This is a genomic window from Taibaiella koreensis, from assembly GCF_003545715.1.
Taxonomy (GTDB): Bacteria; Bacteroidota; Bacteroidia; order Chitinophagales; family Chitinophagaceae; genus Taibaiella; species Taibaiella koreensis.
Map to the genome: position 1 here is coordinate 1,091,289 of NZ_QVNU01000001.1, position 24,159 is coordinate 1,115,447.

21 protein-coding genes and 1 riboswitch are annotated in these 24,159 nt (G+C 48.3%); of the genes, 7 read left to right on the top strand and 14 right to left on the bottom strand.

The genetic code is table 11. The annotated features are described in order from the left end of the window. Positions 1-3 precede the first annotated feature (3 nt). The gene (locus DZK30_RS04835) at positions 4-585 is read left to right on the top strand and encodes a Crp/Fnr family transcriptional regulator (protein WP_118972935.1); all 582 of its coding nucleotides are present in this window, start codon (positions 4-6) and stop codon (positions 583-585) included. Between the two features lie 132 nt (positions 586-717). On the opposite strand, the gene DZK30_RS04840 is transcribed toward DZK30_RS04835, so the two are convergent. The 3 genes from DZK30_RS04840 to DZK30_RS04850 form a co-directional block, all read right to left on the bottom strand. Then, the gene (locus tag DZK30_RS04840) at positions 718-1,524 is read right to left on the bottom strand and encodes an isocitrate lyase/PEP mutase family protein (protein ID WP_118972936.1); all 807 of its coding nucleotides are present in this window, start codon (positions 1,522-1,524) and stop codon (positions 718-720) included. A gap of 221 nt (positions 1,525-1,745) precedes the next feature. After that, entirely contained in the window at positions 1,746-2,564 is an 819-nt protein-coding gene (locus tag DZK30_RS04845; RefSeq protein ID WP_118972937.1) for an SDR family NAD(P)-dependent oxidoreductase, read from the bottom strand. A gap of 308 nt (positions 2,565-2,872) precedes the next feature. Continuing rightward, on the bottom strand, positions 2,873-3,934 hold the full coding sequence (locus DZK30_RS04850) for an oxidoreductase (RefSeq protein WP_118972938.1): 1,062 nt from the start codon (positions 3,932-3,934) through the stop codon (positions 2,873-2,875). A gap of 55 nt (positions 3,935-3,989) precedes the next feature. On the opposite strand from DZK30_RS04850, the gene DZK30_RS04855 reads away from it, so the two are divergent. Beyond that, complete coding sequence (locus DZK30_RS04855; RefSeq protein ID WP_118972939.1) at positions 3,990-4,346, top strand: winged helix-turn-helix transcriptional regulator; 357 nt, start codon at positions 3,990-3,992, stop codon at positions 4,344-4,346. 175 nt (positions 4,347-4,521) lie between these two features. Here DZK30_RS04855 and metE read toward each other — a convergent pair whose 3' ends face one another. Further along, the gene (metE, locus tag DZK30_RS04860) at positions 4,522-6,852 is read right to left on the bottom strand and encodes a 5-methyltetrahydropteroyltriglutamate--homocysteine S-methyltransferase (protein ID WP_118972940.1); all 2,331 of its coding nucleotides are present in this window, start codon (positions 6,850-6,852) and stop codon (positions 4,522-4,524) included. A gap of 243 nt (positions 6,853-7,095) precedes the next feature. Further along, a riboswitch (cobalamin riboswitch) is annotated at positions 7,096-7,293 on the bottom strand. A 459-nt stretch (positions 7,294-7,752) separates the two neighbouring features. Further along, positions 7,753-7,953, bottom strand: coding sequence for a hypothetical protein (locus DZK30_RS25655; protein WP_162902840.1), 201 nt, complete (start codon positions 7,951-7,953; stop codon positions 7,753-7,755). A gap of 236 nt (positions 7,954-8,189) precedes the next feature. Between DZK30_RS25655 and DZK30_RS04875 the strand changes: the two genes are divergently transcribed. Next, the gene (locus tag DZK30_RS04875; protein ID WP_118972943.1) at positions 8,190-9,233 is read left to right on the top strand and encodes a hypothetical protein; all 1,044 of its coding nucleotides are present in this window, start codon (positions 8,190-8,192) and stop codon (positions 9,231-9,233) included. A 63-nt stretch (positions 9,234-9,296) separates the two neighbouring features. On the opposite strand, the gene DZK30_RS04880 is transcribed toward DZK30_RS04875, so the two are convergent. The 3 genes from DZK30_RS04880 to DZK30_RS04890 form a co-directional block, all read right to left on the bottom strand. Next, the gene (locus DZK30_RS04880; RefSeq protein ID WP_118972944.1) at positions 9,297-9,890 is read right to left on the bottom strand and encodes a dihydrofolate reductase family protein; all 594 of its coding nucleotides are present in this window, start codon (positions 9,888-9,890) and stop codon (positions 9,297-9,299) included. Between the two features lie 53 nt (positions 9,891-9,943). Beyond that, positions 9,944-10,819, bottom strand: a complete 876-nt coding sequence (locus tag DZK30_RS04885; protein WP_118973401.1) for an alpha/beta fold hydrolase — start codon at positions 10,817-10,819, stop codon at positions 9,944-9,946. A 250-nt stretch (positions 10,820-11,069) separates the two neighbouring features. Next, positions 11,070-12,503: an MFS transporter gene (locus DZK30_RS04890; protein ID WP_118972945.1), complete on the bottom strand. Its 1,434-nt coding sequence runs from the start codon at positions 12,501-12,503 to the stop codon at positions 11,070-11,072. A gap of 282 nt (positions 12,504-12,785) precedes the next feature. Between DZK30_RS04890 and DZK30_RS04900 the strand changes: the two genes are divergently transcribed. Then, complete coding sequence (locus DZK30_RS04900) at positions 12,786-13,412, top strand: helix-turn-helix transcriptional regulator (RefSeq protein ID WP_118972947.1); 627 nt, start codon at positions 12,786-12,788, stop codon at positions 13,410-13,412. A gap of 123 nt (positions 13,413-13,535) precedes the next feature. Here the strand turns inward: DZK30_RS04900 and DZK30_RS04905 are convergent, their stop codons facing one another. From DZK30_RS04905 to DZK30_RS04920, 5 genes are all read right to left on the bottom strand, one after another. Further along, complete coding sequence (locus tag DZK30_RS04905; RefSeq protein ID WP_118972948.1) at positions 13,536-13,886, bottom strand: SnoaL-like domain-containing protein; 351 nt, start codon at positions 13,884-13,886, stop codon at positions 13,536-13,538. An 11-nt stretch (positions 13,887-13,897) separates the two neighbouring features. Next, the gene (locus tag DZK30_RS04910) at positions 13,898-14,782 is read right to left on the bottom strand and encodes a helix-turn-helix domain-containing protein (RefSeq protein ID WP_118972949.1); all 885 of its coding nucleotides are present in this window, start codon (positions 14,780-14,782) and stop codon (positions 13,898-13,900) included. Between the two features lie 65 nt (positions 14,783-14,847). Continuing rightward, positions 14,848-15,666 (bottom strand): SDR family NAD(P)-dependent oxidoreductase, encoded by an 819-nt coding sequence (locus DZK30_RS04915; protein ID WP_118972950.1) that lies wholly within the window; start codon positions 15,664-15,666, stop codon positions 14,848-14,850. Positions 15,667-15,748: 82 nt separating this feature from the next. Beyond that, the gene (locus tag DZK30_RS25660) at positions 15,749-15,916 is read right to left on the bottom strand and encodes a hypothetical protein (protein ID WP_162902841.1); all 168 of its coding nucleotides are present in this window, start codon (positions 15,914-15,916) and stop codon (positions 15,749-15,751) included. A 103-nt stretch (positions 15,917-16,019) separates the two neighbouring features. Further along, entirely contained in the window at positions 16,020-16,562 is a 543-nt protein-coding gene (locus tag DZK30_RS04920; RefSeq protein WP_118972951.1) for a TPM domain-containing protein, read from the bottom strand. Positions 16,563-16,742: 180 nt separating this feature from the next. Between DZK30_RS04920 and DZK30_RS04925 the strand changes: the two genes are divergently transcribed. Both DZK30_RS04925 and DZK30_RS04930 read left to right on the top strand, forming a co-directional pair. Continuing rightward, a complete protein-coding gene (locus DZK30_RS04925; RefSeq protein WP_205529360.1) occupies positions 16,743-17,816 on the top strand; it encodes an alpha/beta hydrolase in 1,074 nt (357 codons plus the stop codon). Positions 17,817-18,009: 193 nt separating this feature from the next. Further along, the gene (locus tag DZK30_RS04930) at positions 18,010-18,639 is read left to right on the top strand and encodes a response regulator (protein ID WP_118972953.1); all 630 of its coding nucleotides are present in this window, start codon (positions 18,010-18,012) and stop codon (positions 18,637-18,639) included. Position 18,640: 1 nt separating this feature from the next. Here the strand turns inward: DZK30_RS04930 and DZK30_RS04935 are convergent, their stop codons facing one another. Beyond that, positions 18,641-21,562, bottom strand: coding sequence for a ligand-binding sensor domain-containing protein (locus DZK30_RS04935; RefSeq protein WP_162902842.1), 2,922 nt, complete (start codon positions 21,560-21,562; stop codon positions 18,641-18,643). Between the two features lie 247 nt (positions 21,563-21,809). Here DZK30_RS04935 and DZK30_RS04940 point away from each other — a divergent pair, with 247 nt between their 5' ends. Then, positions 21,810-24,152 (top strand): tail fiber domain-containing protein, encoded by a 2,343-nt coding sequence (locus DZK30_RS04940; protein WP_118972955.1) that lies wholly within the window; start codon positions 21,810-21,812, stop codon positions 24,150-24,152. Positions 24,153-24,159: the final 7 nt, after the last annotated feature.

Here is a 24,159-nt window from a genome sequence, read left to right on the forward strand (position 1 = left end):
ATTATGCAAGCGGAAGAAATATTGAAGCAGCACCTGAGCAAAACGATAGCGCTTACCGATGAACAATTTGCTTATGTTTTCTCGCATTTTAAGCCCCTTTCTTTTAAGAAAGGGGACGCGATCATTTCCCCGGGAGATAAGGTTGATGCGGAGTATTTTGTCATTAAGGGATGCTTAAAGTCATTCTATACAAATGACGACCTGAAGATGTTTATTCTTCAGTTTGCTATGCCCACCTGGTGGGCATCCGATTATCATGCATTAATTTACCAGGTGAAGGCTACGGTTACTGTCGATTGTATTACGGATGCGGAGGTGCTCAGCCTGAGCAGCGACGACCGGGAAAAACTTTGCGATGAGCTGCATTCCATCGAACGTTTTTTCCGGTTGCGAACGAATAAAGGCTATGTGGCCGCGCACAAGCGGCTGCTCTCCATGATGAATAATGATGCGAAGGGCAGGTATGAGGACTTGCTGAAGCTTTATCCGGAACTGTATAATATAGTACCCAAACAGCTGATCGCTGCTTACCTGGGTGTGTCGCGGGAAACGCTAAGCCGGCTGAGCTACCGTAAAAATGCCTGACACTTACTGTACTGAAAATAGTTGTGATGAATGAGGCGACGACAAAAACTATGTTTCAAGCCTATTGCATTTTGAACCGCTCGATGCAACAGACTTGAAACCTTTTAGAATGGCCTGACTCGGGTGTAAGAATCAGACGCTAGTCGAAAATAAACCCTGGAGCTTATCGATAGGCATAGCATCGCTCTCAAAAACAGCGGAGTCGCCTCCTGCCAGAAATGCCCCGGCTACCCTTGCCGCAGTGTGCCATACCATCTGAGATACGCCGGTGCCGGCGCTCAGTCTTTTTACCCCCAGGTCCGCCAGCCTGTCTGCTTTCGGCAGGCCAGGCATAGCCATCACGTTTAAAGGCAAGATGGTATTTTCTGCGATACGGGCGATCTCCTCACCATTTACGATAACCGGAACGAATAAACCACTGGCCCCGGCTGCGGCATATTGTCTGGCACGTTTAATGGTTTCTCCCACACGGTCGGCGGACGCTACGAGTGCTGCTAAATACACATCGGTTCTTGCGTTGATAAACAATTTGGAACCATGCCGCTCCGCTTCCTGTCGTATCGCCGCTATCTTTTTAGCCAGCAGATCAGGGCTGCCGGTACCATCTTCGATATTAATACCGGCAATGCCGGCATCGAGCAGCGGCTTGATATTTTCGGCTACCACCGCCGGCTCGTCACTGTAGCCATGCTCAAAGTCAACAGAGAGCGGGATCTTGATCACGCGCAGGATATGCAGTGCCACCTGCGTGTTTAAAGCTGCCGTCATCTTGTGCCCGTCGGGATAGCCCAGGGACCAGGCCACACCTGCGCTTGTTGTGGCGATAGCCTGCGCGCCCAGGTCTTCGATAATTTTTGCGCTTGCGGCATCCCATGCGTTGGGTAATATCAGGGGTTTGGCCTGCTTGTGCAGGCTGATGAATTGTTCTTCCGTGTTCATGATATTTTTTTATGACTATCCGGATATAGGAAATAAGGCCAGTCCTTGAGCTTGTCGAAAGGACAAAGAGGGTGCTTCGACGAGCTCAGCAACCGCTAGCCGGCAGCAAATTGCATCCTGTTTCCTATATCCTCGTAGTCTTTTTTTTTAGAATTCAATAATAAGGGGCGGACGGTCTGGTCCATTAACCTGGGCCGCCCGCCCTCATTGTCCGGGTGGGATTAAAGACCGTGTGCCGCTGCTGAAACCTGCTTCCAGGCATCCCATTCCGTCCACCTGGAATCATAAACCTGTTTTACAAAGGGATAGCTCATCTTACCCAGGAACAGCCTTAAAGGCGGCTGTGCGCTATCGACCAGCTGCAGCACGGCATCGGTTGTCGCTTTTGGATCACCAAAGAAATCAGGTGCGAAGCTGGCGAACAGATCCGCTTTTACTTTTTCGTACAGCGGGCTGGGTTCTGTATGCACGGCAGAAGCGCCGCCCCAGTCGGTTGAGAAAGCATTGGGTTCCAGCAGGGATACTTTGATGCCAAAAGGCGCCACTTCCTCTACCAGGGATTCGGTAAGACCCTCTACTGCAAATTTTGAAGCATTATAGATGCCAAGCGTGGGAAAAGTTACGACGCCCAGCACACTAGACAATTGAATGATGTGCCCGCTTTGCTGCTCGCGCATAACGGGTATAATCGCCTGTGTTACCCATAGCAAACCAAAGAAGTTTGTTTCAAACTGATCGCGGGCCTGTTGTTCCGTCGTTTCTTCAACCGCGCCAAACAAGCCGAAGCCGGCATTGTTGAGCAGTACATCGATCCTTCCGAAATGATCCCTGCCTTCCTTTACGGCCGCGAACACCGCATCGCGATCGGTCACATCAAGCTTAAGCGGGAGCACATTGGCGCCATAGGTACTGACCAGATCGTTCAGGCTTTCGGGATTGCGTGCGGTAGCGATCACGTTATCGCCACGTTGTAAAAAAGCCTCGGCCCAGATCTTACCAAATCCTTTTGAAGCGCCGGTAATGAAGATTGTCTTTGACATCGTTTTTAGATTTTATCGTTGAAGAATAAGCGGGAAAATGAAATGTCTTGGGGTTCTTTCACTTGCCCTTGTTGCTATTGCGACACAAAGATGATGCGGGAACACGAGGTGATTGTGTGACCTATGTCACATTCGGAGCGGAGCCTCAATTATGTGACCTGCGTCACATTTCCGGCAGTAGTTACCTGCATCTTGATCACTGTTTATAGCTCCGGATTGGGGTGTGCTACAGGTCAGTTTAAAACAATAGACAAGGCGCCTCCTTTAATCTGGAGGCGCCTTGTGTAACGGCAGCAGTGTTGTTATACTTAATGAAGCACCCCTGCGCTGGCCGATTCAAAAGACCGGATCTCGCTAAGACGATCGTCCTTTATCTTCAGCACAAACTCGGGATCCTGCAGCAGCTGTCGGCCTACAGCCACTAGGTCAAAATCGCCCCGCTCAAAACGGCGCAGCAGTTCGTCCATATCGGCCTTGTCGGCTCCGGCGCCTTCTCTGAACAGCGCTGTGAAATCGGTGTTCAGGCCAACGGAACCTACGGTAATAGTAGGTTGCCCGCTTATCTTTTTGATCCAGCCGGCAAAGTTGAGATCGGAGCCTTCAAATTCATTTTCCCAGTAGCGGCGTTGAGAGGCATGAAAGATATCGGCGCCTGCATCTACCAACGGTAAGATCCATTCTTCCAGCTCTGCCGGCGTATGAACGGTTTTGGCATTGAAGTCGGCGCCTTTCCATTGCGACAGACGCAGGATCACGACCATGTCGGGTCCTACAGCGGCACGGACGGCCTTTAATACTTCCACCGCAAACTTTGTTCGCTCCCCGATGGTTTTGCCACCAAAGCCGTCGTGCCTTCCATTGGTGACCTGCCAGAAGAACTGATCGATAAGATAACCATGCGCGCCATGCAGCTCAATAGCATCAAAGCCCAGCGCCTTTGCCGAGCCGGCGGCGCTGGCAAAAGCGGCAATGGTCCGCTCAATGTCTTCCGTCGACATGCTATCCGGACTTTCGAAAGGAACAGGCGGTTCCCAGCCCGAGGGCGAATTGCCCACATGCCATAGCTGCGGCGCGATGAGGCCGCCATGGGCATGCACGCGGTCGGCTACCTGCTGCCATCCGGCCAGGGCCGCGTCGCCGTAAAAGTTGGGGATATCCTTAAGGTTTTTCGAAGCCGGCCGGTCGATCACAGTGCCTTCTGTTAAGATAAGGCCTACTTCGGCTGCCGCTCTGCGGGCATAGTAGGCAGCATTGGCTTCGCCAGGTACGCCGTCAGGCGCCTTCGCCCGGGTCATGGGCGCCATAACAAACCGATTTTTCAGCTTCAGATTTTTGTACTGAAAAGGTGCAAAAAGAGGTGCGAAATTCATTATTCCAAATTTAGTTTCGCAAAGTAACCAATTATAGTTTACTTTTGTAACTATTATGGTAAATACAAGTAACCCGGAGGTAACCACAAAAAGCGATCAGTTCAGGTTGAACGAATGCGCCATGCACCGCTGTATGGCGGTGCTGGGAACCAAATGGAAGCCCATTATCATATGGATGCTGCGGGACAGGACCGCCCGTTTCGGGCAGCTTGCCGCCGTTATTGGTCTCATCTCCCGGAAAGTGCTGACGACCTCTCTTAAAGAGCTGGAAGAAGACGGTATCATTATACGGGAAGAGTATAAAGAGCTGCCGCCCCGGGTAGAGTACCGCCTCTCCGAAAGGGGTAAGGCGCTATTGCCCATTATGCAGCAGCTGTATGAATGGACGCTGGAAGGCTGCAATACCCGTTGAACAAGCTGTTTGTTTATAGGAGGTACAACTAGCGGCCAGCGCCGGTCCTTGATTTCGTAACCCGGATCTTATGAAGAGGCCGGGAGGTATATTCATCCCGGCCTTGTGCCAATATATAAAGCGCTCCTTTATGTGGAGCGCTTTACGATATATTAAGAAGCCGGACGGATCAGCTTCAGGAAGGCTGTGCCGCGTTTACCAGCAGGCGCATGGCTTTGGCGGCATTTACCATTTCAACCAGGGCCATTTTCGTTTCCTCCCAGTGCCTGGTCTTTAAACCACAATCGGGATTGACCCATAATTGACCGGCAGGAATAACGGCCTGCGCTTTTTCCAGCAGGTCCACCATTTCCGCTTGGGTAGGCACTCTTGGCGAATGGATATCGTACACGCCCGGGCCTATGTCGTTGGGATACCGGAAGGCTGCGAAAGCGTCCAGCAATTCCATTTGGGAACGGGAGCATTCGATCGTGATCACATCGGCGTCCATATCGGCAATATGTTCGATAATATCGTTAAACTCCGAATAGCACATATGTGTATGTATCTGCGTTTCGTCTTTCACGCCGCCGGCCGAAATGCGGAACGCATTGACCGCCCATTTAAGATAGTCGTCCCAGTTTTCTCTTCTTAAGGGCAAGCCTTCGCGAATGGCGGGCTCGTCGATCTGTATCACTTTTAATCCGGCTGCTTCCAGGTCGGCGACCTCATCACGTATCGCCAGGGCTATCTGGTTACAGGTTGCAGAACGGGGCTGGTCGTTTCTTACGAAGGACCATTGGAGTATGGTTACCGGTCCGGTAAGCATCCCTTTGACCGGCTTACCGGTAAGGGATTGTGCAAATGCGCTCCATTTTACCGTCATCGGCACCGTCCTGGATACATCGCCATAAATAACGGGCGGTTTGACGCAGCGGCTGCCATAGCTCTGTACCCAGCCATTCTGCGTAAAGGCAAAGCCGGATAATTGCTCGCCGAAATACTCCACCATGTCGTTGCGTTCAAACTCCCCATGAACCAGGACATCGATGCCGGTTTCTTCCTGCCAGCGGATAGATCTTTCTGTTTCTTCCTGCAGTAAGGCTTCGTATTGCGCGGCAGACAGATCCCCTTTCTTAAACTGCGCTCTCCAGGCGCGTACTTCTTTGGTCTGTGGGAAAGAGCCTATGGTCGTTGTGGGGAACAAAGGCAAATGAAGCGCCTGCTGTTGCTTTTCCTTTCTTATCGCAAACGTATTGGCTCTCCGGGCATCACGGTCTGTAATGGCCTGTACGCGCTGCTTTACTAATGGATTGTGGATGAGCGCCGAGCTAAGCTTGCCGGCTACCGCAGCACGGTTGCTTTCCCATGCTGCACGGGTTGCATCGTCTGTCTCTGCCGAGGCCAGCTTCTTCAGCGTAACTACTTCGGCCAGCTTTTGCCTGGCGAATGCCATCCATTGCCTCACTTCCGGTTGGAGTACCGCTTCATTTGTTTCCAGGTCGAGGTCGCAGGGGCTGTGCAATAAAGAGCAGGATGGCGCTATCCATAGCTTTTCTTCGCCTACTTTGGCTATCGCCGTATCGATCAGCGCCAGGGATTGATCAAAATTATTCTTCCAGATATTGCGGCCGTCTACAAGTCCGAGTGAAAGATGCAGCTTGGAATCCTTGTGATACGCTTCCAGTATATCGCCCAGCTGTGCAGGACAACGTACGAGGTCCAGGTGCAATGTCTGTACTGGTAATTGCAATGCCGTTGCCAGGTTTTCGCCATAGCATTCGAAGTAATTGGCCAGTATAATGTGCAGGTGGGGGAATCTGGCCCTGATCTGCTTATAGGTATCCAGGTAAATGCTGCGTGTGGCCTCGTCAAGATTCAGAGCCAGGCAGGGTTCGTCCAGCTGGATATAGTGCGCGCCCGCATTATCCAGCGTTTGTATCAATTCGAGATATACCGGTAGCAGATTTTCGATCAGTTCCAGGCGGTGAAAGCCCGCTTCTTTTTCTTTTCCCAGTAACAAATAGGAGATGGGGCCCAAAAGCACCGGTTTTGCATTGATCTTTTTATGCTTTGCTTCCAGGAATTCATTGAGTGCCTTATGGGAGAGCAGGCTGAAACGCTGATGGGCCGTAAATTCGGGAACGATGTAATGATAATTGGTGTCGAACCATTTGGTCATTTCCATTGCTGTAATATCGTATCCCTCTTTTTGGTAGCCCCTTGCCATGGCAAAAAGCAAATCGATATCCGGTAGCCTTTCTTTTTCCATCAGGGGATGATAGCGGCGCGGTATGGCGCCCAGCATAAAGCTCATGTCGAGCACCTGATCGTAGAACGAGAAGTCGTTTACGGGAATGAGATCGATGCCGGCGTCCTGCTGGATCTTCCAATTGTCATAGCGGATTGTTTTTCCAGTGAGCAGTAATTCTTCTGCTGTTGCCTTTCCGGCCCAATAGGCTTCCGAGGCCTTTTTCAGCGCTCTGTTGCTACCAATTCGCGGATAGCCGAGGTTGTGTGTACGCATGCGTGCTTCAACTTTTTAAATGGTTAAAAATCATTGTCAAAAGCGCTTCGCTAAACTTCACAATGCTGCGGTGGGAAAGAAATGGGTACAGGAAAGCATACGCGGACCGGCAGATACGACAGAACGCAGGAGAAGAATAGTTCTGTGATAGCGGGATCCTTAAAATGATAGGGCAACGGGGAGGAGCTGTTGTACCAATACCAAACGTATCATACCTGACTATAAGCTTCATATCGCGAAAGCATCGTCAATTCGGAAAAGGCAGGTCTCCTGACTTGTAACGGTTTTTTATCATCCTTCCCATCCCGGCATTGGGGGACAGTGGATCTAATATTTGATAAAAACCTTTGTATGTTACTTACAGTTGCGCGACAGTTCGTGATTTGCACACGATTCCCTTTTAATACACAGCTAAGCGTAACCCATTCCGGTTGATAAAGAAATAAAGAAAGAACTTATCGCTGCGAATGTAAGGGTTTTGAAATAAAAAATAAGGTGATAGGCTGATAAAGTGTAAATGAACTATCCAATGTCATTTAGTTAAGCATTTAAGGAAAAAGGCATGTCGTTAGCCGCTGAAGTCGGCATGACAATGGTATGTTTATGGTTTGGGCTAACGTAACCCTAAACTCGTCATTGTCATCCTGAATCGCTTGTGCAGCTTGCGAATGAAGGATCTCTTAAAGTGTAATACAGCCGGGGAGCGAAAGGTCTTGGCCGCACATCGCTTTGGCATCCGGGAAGTTGCCGGATGGTATTGGAATCCCTATCAACCTATGCAGGCAATGGCGGCCCGAAGAGCCGTCACCAAAAAGCGTCAAGCCTGTCACATTGTGCAGCGTACACAAATGTAAACAGGCTTGAAGCGTCATTTTTGTCGTAAGGTTTACTCCCCTTGCCTTAAACGCAGCAGAGCGAACGGTCATTGGCAGAAAAACAGGCGACCGTATTGGGGCATGATTCTGTCCAGATGGGCTCGGGTGGCGGGCAGATGCAGGATGTGGAGATCGGGCCGCCGCCCATGATCATATTCGTTTGTAAGGCTACGATCGTTTTCTTTTTCAGATCGAGATGCTTGGCAGCAATGTTTGTCTTTTTCATGAGATGAATGAAATTGTTATTGGTTAACGGTTAACGAAATTTTCTTTACCAAATTTCCGGAACGGCACTGCATTTTTTCTGCAGTGGCTCCTTTCTGCGCCTGATGGAAACGTTAAGGATTTGAGTAAGCCCATGCCTATTGCCGGTATTCTATAACTTTACACCCGATTGTGTCTGCCGGCCGGATACATGATTCATAGCATAACCCTGTTTATTCTCACCCAGTACCGATAAAGATGCGCCAAATAGCCAATACCTGTATTTTATTGCTGACACTGCTGCTGCTTATCAATAGCTGCAGCAAAAAGAAAGAAAGCGATCCGGAGCCGCAACCCGATGTAACGGTTTACGCGGTGGGGCATGAAGGTTTCCGGGCAAGATTCTGGAAAGACGGAATGAGTACGCCGCTTGAATCCGGCGATGTGGCCAGCGATATTACGATCTCGGGCAATGACGTTTATATTTCGGGCTACGGAGATAATGCCAACGGTATTGCTGTGGCAAAATACTGGAAGAACGGCGTTCCGGTGGACCTGACGGATGGTACTGCCAACGCTTTTGCAAATGGGATTTTTATAAAGGACGGTGATGTTTATGTGGCCGGACGGGAACAAGGACCGGGAGGTATTGCCTATATCGCGAAGTATTGGAAAAATGGGAAAGCAGTGGCTTTCACAGATGAAAGCACAAGCGCTTCTGCCAATAATATAGCCGTAATAGGTCATGATGTTTATGTTATAGGAACCCGCAGCCGGTTATATTCTTACAGTAATCCAACGGTTGTGTGGAAGAACGGGACCCTCATCGAGTTGAACGATTCAACCCGATATACCGATAAAACAGCGCTGGCAGTATCAGGCCAGGATCTCTATCTTATGTGGTCGCTATCGGTGCCGGGCGGGGATGTAAAGACATACTATTCCAAAAACCTTGGTACGCCGGTATCGATCAATGCCAGAACCGAACGCGTTTTTTCCATCGCAGTATCCGGGAGCGATGTGTATGTTGCAGGGCTGGGCGTAAGCACCGATGGCAGCAATAGCCTGGTGGCCCAATACTGGAAGAACGGCGATCCCGTTGTGGTGGCTTCCGGCGCCAAGAGCACCTATGCCTATAGCATTGCCATAGCCGGCAGCGACGTATATGTTGGCGGCTCCACAGAGAATGTTGCGCCGGGCAAATCGCCCTCGGCTACTTACTGGAAAAATGGGAAAACCATTTGGCTTGCCGATGGATCGACACAGTCCAATCTGCTGAAGATAATCGTGGTCAGGAAATAGCGAAATATAAGTGGCTACACCCATCCCGGAAGGATCTGAATGTCAGCGCCATCAACAGGTATATTAAACGGTAACGTCGCCCGTAGTCACTGCTCCGGCCCGTTTGTAATGGGCTATGATCACGCCGCTTGGTGTGGCTAAGCTCTCTACTAAAATGAACGCTGCGGGGACTATTCCGTTTTCAAACAGCTTTTTTCCTTCGCCAAGGATCAAAGGATAGATTTTGAGTCGCAACTCGTCTACGAGGTCATGCTGAAGCAGCAGATGGATCAGTGCACTGCTGCCCCAGACCTGGATATCGGCGCCATCGGAATGCTTAAGCTTTTCAATATCTGCCAGGCTTTTGAGAAAAACGGTATTGCCCCAATCCGATTGTTCCCTGGTCTGAGACAATACATATTTGTCGCCATCATTAATACCCGGCCAGAAACCGGCATGGTGAGGCCAGTAGGATTCAAAGATATCAAACGTTTTTCTACCCAGGAGATAGGCAGCCGGCTTTAGCTCTTCCTGCACGATCCTGCCAAAGACCTCATCGCCGTAAGGCGCCGTCCAGCCGCCATATTGAAAGCCGCCTGATGTATCTTCCCCAGGGCCGCCGGGCGCCTGCATCACACCGTCCATCGTAATCATGGACAAAACAATTATTTTTCTCATCTTATTTGCTTTTTGTGGTCGGGATAAAAGCTGTACGTAAGATAATATAACGGTTATTTCAGAAAGTTGTTGAGATAGCCCAGGATCATTGCCGTCTGCATCATCAGGCTTACATGCCCCTGTGCCGGGACGATGGCCAGTTGCGATTGGGGCATTGCGCCCATATCGGCGCTCACCGCGCCCCCCAGCAATTGGTAGGTTTTTATCAGCTCGATCTTATCCAGTCCGTCATTGTCACCGGATATGATGAGCACAGGCGCTGTAATCTTCGAAATATTGGCGTCGCCCATGTCAAATGGCGTTGCTGCCGAAGCGATCATTTGCTCTAGGAACTTTGTCCATTTTGTTTTATCCGGCGCCACGGCATCGTAAGCGGCTTTCATGGGTGTGTGTGCAAACAATTCGGGCTTCATTGTTTTAAAAGCCTTGTTTATTTCAGGTAGCCAACCACTGCTTTTGTAAGTAGCAGAAATGATCACTAATTTTCTTAAGCGCCTGGGACTTCGTATCGCAAACTGGTAGGCCACGGCGCCGCCAAAGCTATACCCGGCAACATCGGCGCTGTCTATTTTCAGATAATCCATTACACCTTCAACATCACTGGCTAAAGTAGTATAGGATAGTTTCCTGTCGGAAAAGGGTGTATGGCCATGCCCCTGCAATTCAACGGCAATCACTTTCCTGGTTTTGGATAGCTCAGGGATCAATTGACCCCAGTTGGTACCAATGGTCATGAAGGCGCCATGCAGCAATACGATGGGCTTGCCTTCCCCATATACCTCATAATAAACTTTGGCTCCGTTGACAGGTGCGTAACCGCTGCCGGAAGGTTTGCTTTGTTGCGCGTTCGACCGGGGTACTGTCATCATAGTGATCAGGATCAGGACTGTTGCCTGAAGGAGGCTGTTTGTTCTGTGCAGATTTTTCATAGCACTATTTGTATTTTGGTTTTGAATGGCATTGATAGTGCAAAGATGACATTCATTCAGGTATCCGGCCCGGGGTAGAAATGACAAATTAGGGGGCAAATTCCGGCAAAAGCCAGGGCCATCATATCGTTGCCGCCGGTAAGGGTGCCTGATCATGCTGCAAAGCAAGCTTTGCTGCATGTCCTTTCGTGCGAAATATAAATAGCGTAGTCACGGCTGCACGCAGCGCTCAGAAGCTCTCTGTCTGGTGTTACTTTCCTGCAGACCTGAACAGGTTGCTGCGGAAACTTTTGCTGATCACGAGCAGTAAGAGCACCAGCATCGGGAATTTCATGAAGAAATGATATAGAGCTACAGACGCCGATTTTGCCCCCTCCAATCCTCCGGGATGCGTCATCCCTGCATGGTTTACCACCAGGCCACCGAAAGCAGCGCCAAGGGTCATGGTAATTAATTGTACAATCGTAATGGATGCAGAGGTAAGCTCTTCTTCGCCTTTGGGCGCCGATGAAAGTATACGTACCGAAAGGTGAGGCCAAACCAGTCCGAGGCCTGTGCCGATAAGGAGCAGTGCGGCGCAGAGTATTGCTGTTTCCAGATGAGAGGCATTTTCGTGCGCGATTAAAGTAAGTCCATAGAGTGCGGCTATCAGGAAGAACGCAGCGATTACCGTTAGCTTCCCGAGATGCCGTGCTGCAATACCGGCAAAGATCATCGAAGACAGACTCCAGCCTATCGCGATCAGTACCGCAAGATAGCCGGATTGCAGCGGTGAATAACCATATATGATCTGCAGGAAATAGGGAATAAATATTTCTACGGCTGCGATAAGAGAGAACAAGACCATTACGATGTATGCCGTTCCCAGCGCGGTACGCAGGCTGTAAGCTCCGGTGGGTAATAGTCTTATGCCTTTGCGTTTTTCGGCAATGACCAACGCGGTCAGGAACAATACCGCTATGCCGGTAAATACGAGGTTGGCTGCCGGTTCTTCATAAATGCTGCCGATGGAAACCATCAGCACCACCAGCACCAGCAATACCAGCTTCGATATGGAAACCGGCAGGCTCTTTCCGTTATCATACTTTCGGGGCAGGGTATAGTGTGTGAGCAAAAGCAAGCCTGCTGTAAGCACAATAACGCTTACGAAGGCCAACCGCCAGCTGCCGTATTCCGCAAAAAGCCCGCCAACGAAAGGCCCTACAAAAGCACCGATACCCCACATGGCGGAGATAAGCGCCATGACCCTGGCCCAGAGGCGCTCTTCGAAGATAATGCGGATCATGGCATAAGACAGTGCGAAAAGCAGGCCACCACCCAAGCCCTGGATAAGCCTTCCCATAAGCAATACCGCCATGCCTGGTGAAGCAGCGCATACCGCCGATCCCGCCATGAACAGCAATAACGCCAGGCGGTAGGCTTTGCCGGGACCGGCAGCTGCGAACAGCTTTGCAGAATATACAGCGCCCACAATGGAGGCGATCTCAAAAATGGAGGTATTCCATGAATAGAATTTAAGCCCGCCGATTTCTTTGACGATAGTGGGCAGTATCGTGGCTGTAATATAAATGTTGCACACATTCAGCAGCACCGCTACCGCCAGCACGATGGCTTTGTATTTATTGTTCCCTGAAAATAGCTCATGCCAGCCGGCCCCGGCGTCTTTATTTTTTGCGATGCTCATATACCTCGGTTTAAATAATGCTGCAGGTGTCTGTCCGAAAGGCTCTATTGAAGAAGGGCAATGGACGAACAATTGTTTCTGCCGGCAAAGCTACAGGCAAAATCTATTTTACAAAATAAACACTTTGTATATTTGCATTAAAAAGAAAAATCAGCGAGCCATTATAGAGGAGCTATGGGATAAAGTCTCGCTTGTAATACGAAACAATATTTGCCCAAAGAGCATAGATAGATGTATAGCCAATAATCAAAAGCACATCGTGTTGCTTAATTTTGTCATCAGATGAATTCAATTGTAGAGCATGAAAAGGCCCTCGGCATTTTAAAGCGAAAAGGTGCACTGCTATTGACGCAGCTGGCCAAAGAAATGTCAGTAACCAACGAAGGGGCGCGGTTTAACCTGATCAGGCTGGCCAGAGAGGGGTATGTAGTCTCCTCGGAGGTAATTGCAGGACGTGGCCGCCCCAAACAGGTATGGACGCTTACCGAAGCGGGGCATGCCCTTTTTCCCGATGCACATGCAGAGACTGCCGTCAAGCTGATTGAGAAGATCAAGGCGCTGTTTGGCGAAGAAGGTATCCATGCGGTAATAGCATCCACCGCCCAGGATGCCAGGTTGCGCTATAAGGCTGCATTGGATAGTTTGCCCGATCTTGAAAGCAGGGTAAAAGCATTAACCGAGATGCGGGATAAAGAAGGCTATATGGCGCGTTATGAAAAAGAGGGCGACGGTTACCTGCTAATAGAAGATCATTGCCCCATATGTGCAGCGGCGGCGGCTTGCCAGCATTTTTGCAGCAACGAGATCCAGATATTCCGCGACGTGTTGCAAGCCGATGTGCGGCGTACCGAGCATGTGCTGGATGGCGGAAGGCGTTGTGCGTATAAGATCGCCGGTGGCTGTAGATAGGGGACGGGGTCGTATGCTGTGGCGCGGTGAGTAAGATAACAACGAAAGTCCTTTGCGTTGCCATAATATTTCGTTGTCGCCCGATCGGTACACCTATAGGTCCTTTTTATACACGATACGCTTTTAGGGCCTGTAGAAAAATTGTTCCAGAACGATTTTGCCATCGTTCACCTCGTATACCGCAATCTCGTCCATAACGGCTCTGTAACCATTTTTATAGCTAATGTCCATTTTGATATTTAAGGAGAAGTGATCTGCCGCTACTTGTGGATCGGAAACCGAAACGGAATGCACTTCCAGGACCTGGGTGGCCCAATCAATGCTTTTTTGGTACAGGGCTTCTATGCCTTCCCGTTTATCACCATTCGCTTCTATGCTGACGATGTTATTTGAATAGAAGGTATCTTTTGCCTGCCTGTTTTGTCTCTCACGAATGAGTTGGGTTACTTCCCTGGCTATTTGTGATGTTTTCATGTCTTTTAATATTAATTAAGCAAACGCTTCTTAAACTGGTTAGGCGTTACCCCCGTTTCTTTTTTAAAAAGCCTTGAAAAGTAGGATGGATCGTCAAAACCAAGTTCATAAGCGATTTCTGATACGCGCTGAACGTCGCTTCTGAGGCGATTCTTGGCTTCTTTAATTAAAAAAATATGGATTAACTCGATAGCGGTTTTGCCGGTTTCCTGTTTCAGCAGGTCGCTAAGGTAACGGGGGGACAAATGGAGCTGCGCAGCCAATATCGTTACATTGGGTAAGCCTTCGGCAAACCCGGTCTTGAAGTAAGCAGCCAGCGCCTCATTAAACTTTGATACGGTGATGCCGGACAGCTGGGTACGGCCTATAAACTGTCGCTTATAAAAGCGCTGTGAATACCGCAACATGGCATCAACATGCGACAGCATAATGTTACGGCTGTACTCGTCGTTGTTAGTCCGGTACTCCGCATCTATCTTAAAAAAAAGGTCCCACATGATTTGCTCCTCGCGGGGCGAAAGATGCAGGGCCTCGTTTGTCTCGTAATCGAAAAAGGCATATTTGTTGATCTCTTGATGCAGGAAGTGGCCGTTTAAAAAATCCTCATGGATGAAGATAATAAATGAATCTTCATGGTATTCCAGGTTTTTGAACGCCATGATCTGCCTTGGCCGGGCAAATAGCATACAGCCGTTTTCGTGGTCGTATTGGGTACGTCCATACATAATGACCCCGGATTCCAGCTTTTTAAACCCGATGATGTAAACATCAGCGGTAAAGGGATTTTCACCCAGTGTGGTTGTCTTAGGGCATCTGTAAACGCTGAACAGCGGATGCTCCGGCATGGGCAGGCCATTAATGCGGTGGAGGTCGGCCAGACTTTTAAAATGCTGCATAACTTAAGAATTAAACATGAACAGCAGCCTGATCGGGACGCCGGTCATAGGTACAATATAAGGGATTATTTGCCTTGCGCTGCCAATGTTGTTTCCAGCCAGCCGTCCCACACGGCATTCCGGTTTTCATACTCCCTTTTAACCAGCAGATGGGCATACTTACCCAGCAATAAGCGCAACGGAGGGTTTTCGCTGTCAATCAGCTTCAGCAGCGCTGCGATGGTGCCGCCGGCTACTCCCCTGAAATCGGGCGGTATTCCTGCCTCGTAACTGGCTTTCACTTCATCGTAGGCGGCAATAGCAGCGGTACGCGTTGCAGAAGAGCCGCCCCATTCCGTATCGAAACCGGCCGGCTCGATAAGGGAAACCTTGATACCAAAGCCTTTTACTTCGGCAGCAAGCGACTCGCTCAGGCCTTCCACGGCAAATTTAGAAGCAGCATACAAGCCCAGCACCGGTCTGCTGATCAACCCCAATACGCTTGAAAGCTGGATAATATGACCGTGTCCCTGTGCACGCATAATGGGCAATACTGCCTGTGACAGCCATAGCAGACCAAAGAAATTTGTTTCCATTTGATCGCGCGCATCTTTTTCTGTGGCTTCTTCTATAGTACCAAACAGGCCATAGCCTGCATTATTGATGAGCACATCAATGCTTCCAAAATGTTCTTTTGCTTTGGCTATTGCCGCAAAGCCGGCCGACCTGTCGTTAACGTCGAGCTGTAGCGGCAAGATGTTGTCGCCATATTGGGCTACCAGGTCGTCCAGTGCGCTCAAATTGCGTGCAGTCGCTACTACTTTGTCGCCTCTTTGCAATAATGCCCCGGCCCATAATTTACCAAAGCCACGTGAAGCCCCGGTAATAAAAATTGTTTTTGACATTGCTATCGTTTTTATTATTACACAAAATTAGGATGGTTCACGGCCCGCGACTGGCACGGAAGTGGGGAACATTGGGACATTTTTACGTAAGTGCAGGCTGGTAATGAAAAGAAAAGATAGCATTAAAGACCTGGCAGAGCAGGAGCGGGCGCCGCGTGCGTGAGCTAATCATGATCGAGATAAAAGTAGCCGGAGCGAGCTGTTCAAAAGCGCTGCTCAGGTCTGCTCCGGCGGTAGTCGTTGTGCGCATCGGGGCGCCATTTTATAGCGATCCCCAGACGGGTTCAAGGACCGGCGGGCTTCGTTTGCTATGCCGGGATAGTCACTTTGTATTATTTTCAAAAATGTACTGTCTACTGTTTATTTTGCTTTTCTTCCAATCGTTTTATCAGGGCAAGAAGCCCTTTTTTTGTTCCTTCAAAATAATTCCCTTCTTTGAATTCAGGAATAAAATAATCATCAACGATTTGCCTGGTTTCTTCACCACTTAATATGGTTTCTATCCCTTTCCCATTATGGATCCGTATTTGCCGGAACGCTTTGGAAATCGCAATTAAGATGCCGTTATTTTTTTCTTTCTGTCCCACACCCCAGGTGTTTGCCAGTCGTAGTGAGTAATCTTCAAAATCCTCTTTACTACATTGAGATGGCCCCAAAGTTGCTATAGCTATTTGGTTGGTGGTACGTTGCTGGAAGTCTACAATAAGGCTGTCTAGTTCTACGGCTTCTACTTCTGAAAACAGCGATTCAAAATCGTTAATGTAGCCTTCCGGTTCCACTATGGTGCTTGTGCGAACGCTATCCTGCGCAGGTGGGCTGGAGGACGTAACTTGTCCGCAAGCGGAATATTGGAGACAGGTTGCCAGCAATATAATGATGTGATATTTACGTTTCATTTTTAGAGGAGTATTGGTGCGGTATATGGTATAATACCTAAAATTATGATCTTAAAAGATATAATCTTTGGAAAATGCGATATGATTTTGCGTGAATGGTCATTATGGATTTAGTATGACTTCCCGAATAATACAGGTAAACATTGCGGCATTAGTGGTCAAGAGGCTTCCCAATAGATTATGACGCGGTTGTTCATAGTGTTCAAATTCATAATAAATAATTGGCTATCTTCATCTTCATATCGAATGGAACCATTGAAAAGTAAAGCCACACTACGATGCATTGCATTGGTGTCACTGATTGGCATCCCTGTGCTTTCCTGCAAGCAGAAGGAGCCGCATACACAAACGCGGGAAAATGAAAGCCGCCAACCTAAAACAGCCATTCCTTTCGTCGCAGGCAAAGAAATACCTATCTGGTCAAAATCCGTTCCTGATTCCGGATTGATAAAAGGCACGGAAACCTACAATGATGGAATGGTTAGCAATGTTTCCCATCCGACGATCACCGTATTTTCTCCTAAAGGAAAAAATACGGCAGTGGCAGTCATTGTATTTCCCGGTGGCGGATACAATAAGCTTGCCATTGATCTCGAAGGATCGGAAATATGCAAATGGCTGGCGTCGATAGGCGTAACCGGTATACTGTTGAAATACAGAGTGCCGGCTTCGGGACCGCATTACGATAAAGATTGCCATTGTGAGAAAGACCCTGTAAAGCCCCTGGCTTTGCAGGATGCACAAAGGGCAATGGGGTTGGTACGGGCACGGGCCAAAGAATGGCATATTGACCCCAATAAAATAGGCGTGATGGGATTTTCTGCGGGCGGGCATTTAGTTGCCGACGTCGGTACCAATTACAGGAAGCGGGCTTATGCGGTAACCGATGAGATAGACGCGATGGATTGCAGACCAGATTTCGGAATTGTGATGTACCCGGGTCATATGACTTTTCATACCAGTAAGCCCTATGAATTGAACAGGACACTGCCGGTTGACAGCCATACGCCGCCTATGTTTATATTGCAGGCAGGTAATGATCCGGTTGATAGCATTCAAAATTCATTGGTTTATTATATTGCGTTAAAGAAGGCGGGTGTTCTTGCCGAATACCATATATATGCGGAAGGCGGACACGCATTCGGACTGAATGAATCGGCACAAAAAATTCCGGATTGGACCGAACTCCCTATAGCTGACTGGGAGCAATTGGTTGAAAGGTGGTTAAGAACGATACGGATGATCCCGAAGTAACAAGCAAAGACAACTTTCCCCATCTCTTCTCTTCAGAAAATCTTGGTTGTAGCGGACCTTCAATGGCAAACATCCACCTGTGCAGTCATAGGAATATGGTCACGCGTTGGTGCGCTGCCTAACTATATTTTGCGAAAAAACCATTGTACCCGTTTTTGATCAATATCTTTGCTTAGCCAAACGCCCCCTTTCAATGAAAAGAATCTTGCTTGCAGATGATCACGAGATCGTCCGTTTCGGATTGCGTATAATGCTTGGAGATGCCTTTCCCGGGTATATTATTGATGAAGCTTTTGATGGGGAGAGTGTGTTAAGCCGGATGAAGCATAACAACTATGACCTGCTCCTGTTGGATATGGTAATGCCGGATACCGATAGTAACGCGCTGTTACAACAGCTTAGGAATGTTCATTCTCAAACAAAAGTGTTGATCTTATCGGTGAATGACGAAGCCTTTTTTGGTACGCGTGCGATTGAACTGGGAGCAAAAGGGTATTTAAAAAAAGATGCATCCAAGGAAGAAATCAGGCAAGCGATTGACACCGTTATGGCTGGCAAAAAGTATGTGAGCAGCAAGCTTGCCGATGCACTGGTTCAGAATGTGCTGGGTGAAAAAACAGCGAACCCTATAGAGAGGCTTAGCTCCAGGGAGTTTCAGGTAGCTATGTATATTATACAGGATTTTTCCCAAAGGGAAATAAGTGAAATGCTGAACATACAATATGGTACTGTCAATACCATGAAACAGCGCATTTATGAAAAGTTGAATATCAAGCAGCGCAGAGAATTGATAGAGCTGGCTGCTGCACACGGCTTAAAGTAAGCTATTGCTCCTGATGATGCGGAACGGCGCCAATAGTTATCCCGCTTATGCAAACGGTAGTGCCCTTACCCCTTTCACTGGAAATGTTTATGTCGGCCTGCAACCGGTTGGCAAAGTCGGCAATAAACTGGTAGCCGAGCCTTCCATTGGCCGGCTCAATCAGGGTAGTATGCTTGGCTTTATAGATCAGGTCATTGATGCTCTGCAACCCGTTTGCTGAAATTCCCTCGCCGTTATCCGCTATTGTGATGACACAGGTATTATTCCTATTGGTGCAGTTTACGCTGATAAGGCCATTTTTGGTATGCTTGTTAGCATTGTCTATAAGATTGCGCAGCACTGCTTTCAATAATTCCATATTGGTATGCAGGGCGTAATCATGGTCTATGTTACATTCAAGCGTATTGCCGTGGAACTGTAAGATGTCTTTTGAAAATTGTTGCAGATCAGCTATAAGGGTAGATATCCGGAATTCAGTTTTTCTGAGGTTGAAGGTTTCATCCTGGACACGCGCCCAAAGGCTGAACTCTTCAATAAAGGTGGTTATTTTCTTTGTGGTACTGTCGATATGCCGGCTCACCTCTTCTATTCGCTCCTGGTGCTTCAACGTGACGGCCTCAGCATTTATTTTTGACAAATGACCCAGAAAGTGCAAGGGCGATTGCAGGTCGTGTCCTACCATCATCAGCATCTTTTCTTTAAGCCTGTTGGCGTTATCCAGATGAGCAGTGCGTTGGGCAACTACCTCTTCGAGTGCTCTGTTGCGTTTCATCAGGTAAGCGTAGCGGATTTTTACAAAAAGAAAAACAAGCAAGCCTGCCAAAAGGATCAGGCCAAGTTTAAAATACCAGGTCTGGTAGAAAAAAGGTGTGACATTAAAGTGTAGCGATGTGGCGATAAAGCTATTGAGTCCGAAGCCTGCCTGCTTTCTGATCTGCAATTTGTAGTCACCATACGGGAATTGGTTCAGTACAATTTTATTTTCATTGTTCACCGGGTACCAGTTATGATCCAGCCCTTTTACATTATACTCCAGTTGTTGATTGTCTGCTAAACCGAAAAAAGGGGAAACCACTTCAATTTCAATGTGCTGGAAAGAAGGGGGCAGGGACAGGTCGCGGCTTATGTCCTGTTCTTTGCCATCGACCAGGAACTTGTCGATAAATATTTTGTTGTCCGGTAAACCCTCCTTAATACTGTCGGGATAATACTGCACCAGGCCGTCAAGAGATGGTAAAGAGAACTTCCCATTCCCTAAACTGATGCCTGAAGGCGTGCAGCTACCATTAAATTCATTGGTATTAAATCCCGAGTCTTTTTTGAAACATTGGTAGTATACCTCTTGCGTCTTACCTGCAATAAATTGGTCAAGATCATTCTTTTTACATCGGAATAAACCATTGTTCGTACTCATCCATATAAAACCACTTTTATCTTCCATAAAAGTATGAACATCTTTTAGCCCCGCATTTTTATCCAAAGGCAGCTTGTATATGCTATCCTGTTTTAGCGCAAAGAAGCCGTTACCCGTCGTACCTATCCACAGTACCTTGTACTTGTCGAGGTAAAGCGTTTCTATAGTAAAATTTTCGAGGCTCTTGTAATGCAATAGCTGCCTGGTTTTCAGACTCAGCTTTGCCAGGATGTTTACCCCGCCGAGCCAGAATGTTTCATTGTCTTGCGGCAAGAAGGTCTGTACTAATTTTTCTCCCCATAAGCGAGGCAACCACATTAGAGAATCCTTGTCTATATAGCCCAGATGCTTACCTTGAAAGGAGGTCATCCATATGCGGCCATCGGGCATCTCCCTGAAGCAACCAGCCGTATAAGCCGAAGACAGGCTTTTTACTACATGAAGCTTGCTGTCGAGCTTTACAATCTGGAAACTATCAAGAAGCGTCCTGTTTATCCAGTAGTTCCCGGCGCGATCCAGAAGCATCCCGCGGTAGGTAATAGGATTTTTAAAAGGATAATCAAAACGTGATGATGTGGGATACACAATGCCCCTGTCTGTTAATACCCCCGAATCCCCAAAGGGCACTTGGGGATAATAATTACCAAAGCCATTAAGATGTTTGCAGGTTGTAAATTGTTTATTGCGGATCAGGTAAAGACCGTGGGTAAATGTCCCGATCAGCTGCAGGTTTAATTGCGGATAATAGCGATAAATGTGTATATCAGGGATGTCTGTCTTCAATACCAATAGCGCTTCCAGCTCCCCCTTGCTACGTTCACAAATCTGGTAAATACCTTTATCCACTCTAATATATAAGGTGTCGTTCTGTTTGTACAGATCATAAGTCGATCCGGCGTGGATTACATCGGATTTCCGGCAGAGGGGTAGCCCTTTTATATGGACCTGCACTTTATTTCTGACCGAATCTATGCTCCATATCTCATCCTGGTCATTCCGGTAGTAACATTTCCCATTCATCTGTCCCCAGTAGTGGAGTCCCTGATGCCTGAGCCCGGTTACGCCGGTCTTCCAAAGGATTCTTCCCCTGGCTTCGTAGAATACCGTGTCCTGCCATATCCTGAAACGGTTATTCTTAAATTGCGCGGTTTTCCCGCTATAGGGCTGATAGGGATATCGTTGTATCTGGCCACGTTCGTCAAAAGTATAGTCGCCGGAAGTACGACCAAACTCAACCCGGAAACAAATCCTTCCGGTAAGATTGAGCCATATGGTAAAAATGCGGTTGGAGCGCATTGCCGGGTAATGGTTCCGGTCATATACTTTAAAACGCTGCCCGTCGAAACGGACAAGACCGGCTTCTGTTGCTATCCAGAGAAAACCATTTTTATCCAGCTCAATTCCCCTTACACTATTTTGCGGCAGGCCATTTTCATTGGTATAGTGGGTTACACTATAGTCTGCTATAGCCGCATCTGCCTTAAATGCCACAAAAAGCGCTATAAGCAAGAATATGGTTTTTCTGTAAACGAGCTGATGCATTGGTTAGGGCAAAGATATAGAGCCGGATCGTAGACTATTGTCAAAGTTAATACATCCTTGTCTTTATTAATAATACAAAAAAAGTGCGTAACAATAAGAGATCAAAATGCCGGTGCCCTAATACAGAAAATGCTATCGTATTGATACAAATGGCTTTTCGCTAAAGATCCACCTTTGTGTTGCCAATTTCGGCTGAACCAAATAACTCTTTTTTATGAAGAAGTATTACATCTTGCTGTCAGGCGCCATGCTGGCTGCAACACTTCAAACAAAGGCCCAAACCAAAATAGGAGGTACGGGCGCCCCGGATGGCAGCGCTATGCTGGAAGTGACCGGCGGTACCGGTAACAATAAGGGTATATTGCCTCCGCGGCTTACTACTGCGCAACGTGATGCTATAAGCCTTCCGGCCAAGGCTTTGATGATCTACAATACCACTGCCAACCAATTGCAGGTCAATACCGGTACGCCAGCCGCGCCGGTCTGGACCGCAACCAACCCCACCAATGTGTGGAGTACTGTTGGTAATGCCGGTACCAATCCTGCAACCAATTTCATCGGTACTACAGACAATCAATCCCTAATCGTGCGTACGAATGCTCTAGAGCGTGTACGTGTCGATACCATCGGAAGAGTGGGCATCGGTGATGGTACTCCCCGTGCCCCACTTTCTTTTGCATCCACTACCGGTTCCAAGATCCGCCTTTGGGACAACGGTACCGATACGGCTACATACGGTTTTGGCATCGGTGCTGCAGCTTTAAATTATCATATTGACAATAACCCTAGTGCAGCCCACCGCTTTCTTGCAGGTGGCAGTAACGGCGATGGCACAGAGCTGATGCGTATTCAAAGCAATGGCAATGTAGGCATAGGCACCAGTACGCCCAGCGCCCAATTAGATATCCGCAGCGCAGATTTTGGAGCCTACGGTGGGTTGCGTTTAATGGATAATGGAGACTCCAATATGGTGGACGCTAACATGACGCCGGGATACGACATGATTACTCCTAATGACAGCTCTTTCACTTTCGATATAGCCGGACTGGGGAACTGGGTCTTTGGAGATCATGTAATTCCCGGCGTGAATGGCTTGAATCTTGGCCGGGCAGACAGAAGGTGGAGTAATTACTATGGTGTGAATGCGAACCTCTCCGGTACCATGCGTATTACCGGCAGCATCGGCACACCCACTACCATCACGGGTCGCAATGCTACCGGTGATATCGGCAATGTAGGTATCGGCACGGGCCTGAGCCTCACCGGTGGTGTATTGTCTGCAACACCGGCCACACCAGGTTGGGACCTTGCCGGTAATACAGGCAGTAACCCTACTATTAATTATATAGGTACTGCCGATGGACAACCCCTGATAATTCGTACCAATGCAACAGAACGCATGCGTGTGCAGAGTACCGGAAATATTGGTATTGCTACCAATTTTCCGCAACAAACACTTCATGTAGAAGGCACGGCAAGGGTAACCGGCAGCAGCGGAACGCCCACTGCCATCACGGGTCGCAATGCTACCGGCGATATCGGCAATGTGAGCGTAGGTACAGGTTTGAACCTTGCCGGTGGTGTATTGTCTGCAACACCGGCCACACCCAGTTGGGCACTTAGCGGTAATACCGGCACGAGCCCTGCAACCAATTATATCGGCACTACCGATGCGCAGCCTCTGGCGATCCGTACCAATGGTACCGAAAAAGTAAGAATCTTACCTAATGGTAAGATGGGTATAGGAACTAATAATCCTAGCGCCCAATTAGATATCCGCAGCGCAGATTTCGGAGCCTACGGTGGGTTGCGTTTAATGGATAATGGAGACTCCAATATGGTGGACGCTAACATGACGCCGGGATACGACATGATTACTCCTAATGACAGCTCTTTCACTTTCGATATAACCGGACTGGGGAACTGGGTCTTTGGAGATCATGTAGTTCCCGGCGTGAATGGCTTGAATCTTGGCCGGGCAGACAGAAGGTGGAATAATTACTATGGTGTGAATGCGAATCTGGCCGGTACACTCGGCCTTGGTATTGCGACACCCAATTACAAATTAGATGTAGCCGGCGATATTAATGCTTCTGCCAACGTACGTGCAGGTGGCGTGGTGCTCACTTCCGATGCCCGTCTGAAACGCAATATCAGCAATACACAGCACGGCCTTTCTACGGTAATGGCATTGCGTCCTGTAGAGTATGAGAAGAAGAACAGCATCAGTGAAAGTGTATACAACCGTCATGAGATCGGGTTCATTGCCCAGGAAATCCGGAAAGTGCTTCCTTCTGTTGTAACTGAAGGTAAAGATGCAGATAAAACCCTGGCTGTTTCTTATACAGAACTAATTCCTGTACTCACTAAGGCCATCCAGGAGCAACAGGCACAGATAGATGATCAAAATACACAAATTAAAACGCTGAAAGCGGAGAACCAAAAGTTAAAGAGTAACGAAGCTGTGACCGCTCAACTCATGGAGCGTGTAAAACAAATGGAACAGATGATGGGCATCAAAGAGATCGAAGGCAGTTCGAAAGTGGCCGGTAAGTAAGGCTTAA

Bases quoted from the DNA above. Each gene is read 5' to 3' on its own strand.
- DZK30_RS04835 (WP_118972935.1), top strand. From the start codon at position 4: ATGCAAGCGGAAGAAATATTGAAGCAGCACCTGAGCAAAACGATAGCG.
- DZK30_RS04840 (WP_118972936.1), bottom strand. From the start codon at position 1,524: ATGAACACGGAAGAACAATTCATCAGCCTGCACAAGCAGGCCAAACCC.
- DZK30_RS04845 (WP_118972937.1), bottom strand. From the start codon at position 2,564: ATGTCAAAGACAATCTTCATTACCGGCGCTTCAAAAGGATTTGGTAAG.
- DZK30_RS04850 (WP_118972938.1), bottom strand. From the start codon at position 3,934: ATGAATTTCGCACCTCTTTTTGCACCTTTTCAGTACAAAAATCTGAAG.
- DZK30_RS04855 (WP_118972939.1), top strand. From the start codon at position 3,990: ATGGTAAATACAAGTAACCCGGAGGTAACCACAAAAAGCGATCAGTTC.
- metE (WP_118972940.1), bottom strand. From the start codon at position 6,852: ATGCGTACACACAACCTCGGCTATCCGCGAATTGGTAGCAACAGAGCG.
- DZK30_RS25655 (WP_162902840.1), bottom strand. From the start codon at position 7,953: ATGAAAAAGACAAACATTGCTGCCAAGCATCTCGATCTGAAAAAGAAA.
- DZK30_RS04875 (WP_118972943.1), top strand. From the start codon at position 8,190: ATGCGCCAAATAGCCAATACCTGTATTTTATTGCTGACACTGCTGCTG.
- DZK30_RS04880 (WP_118972944.1), bottom strand. From the start codon at position 9,890: ATGAGAAAAATAATTGTTTTGTCCATGATTACGATGGACGGTGTGATG.
- DZK30_RS04885 (WP_118973401.1), bottom strand. From the start codon at position 10,819: ATGAAAAATCTGCACAGAACAAACAGCCTCCTTCAGGCAACAGTCCTG.
- DZK30_RS04890 (WP_118972945.1), bottom strand. From the start codon at position 12,503: ATGAGCATCGCAAAAAATAAAGACGCCGGGGCCGGCTGGCATGAGCTA.
- DZK30_RS04900 (WP_118972947.1), top strand. From the start codon at position 12,786: ATGAATTCAATTGTAGAGCATGAAAAGGCCCTCGGCATTTTAAAGCGA.
- DZK30_RS04905 (WP_118972948.1), bottom strand. From the start codon at position 13,886: ATGAAAACATCACAAATAGCCAGGGAAGTAACCCAACTCATTCGTGAG.
- DZK30_RS04910 (WP_118972949.1), bottom strand. From the start codon at position 14,782: ATGCAGCATTTTAAAAGTCTGGCCGACCTCCACCGCATTAATGGCCTG.
- DZK30_RS04915 (WP_118972950.1), bottom strand. From the start codon at position 15,666: ATGTCAAAAACAATTTTTATTACCGGGGCTTCACGTGGCTTTGGTAAA.
- DZK30_RS25660 (WP_162902841.1), bottom strand. From the start codon at position 15,916: ATGCGCACAACGACTACCGCCGGAGCAGACCTGAGCAGCGCTTTTGAA.
- DZK30_RS04920 (WP_118972951.1), bottom strand. From the start codon at position 16,562: ATGAAACGTAAATATCACATCATTATATTGCTGGCAACCTGTCTCCAA.
- DZK30_RS04925 (WP_205529360.1), top strand. From the start codon at position 16,743: ATGACGCGGTTGTTCATAGTGTTCAAATTCATAATAAATAATTGGCTA.
- DZK30_RS04930 (WP_118972953.1), top strand. From the start codon at position 18,010: ATGAAAAGAATCTTGCTTGCAGATGATCACGAGATCGTCCGTTTCGGA.
- DZK30_RS04940 (WP_118972955.1), top strand. From the start codon at position 21,810: ATGAAGAAGTATTACATCTTGCTGTCAGGCGCCATGCTGGCTGCAACA.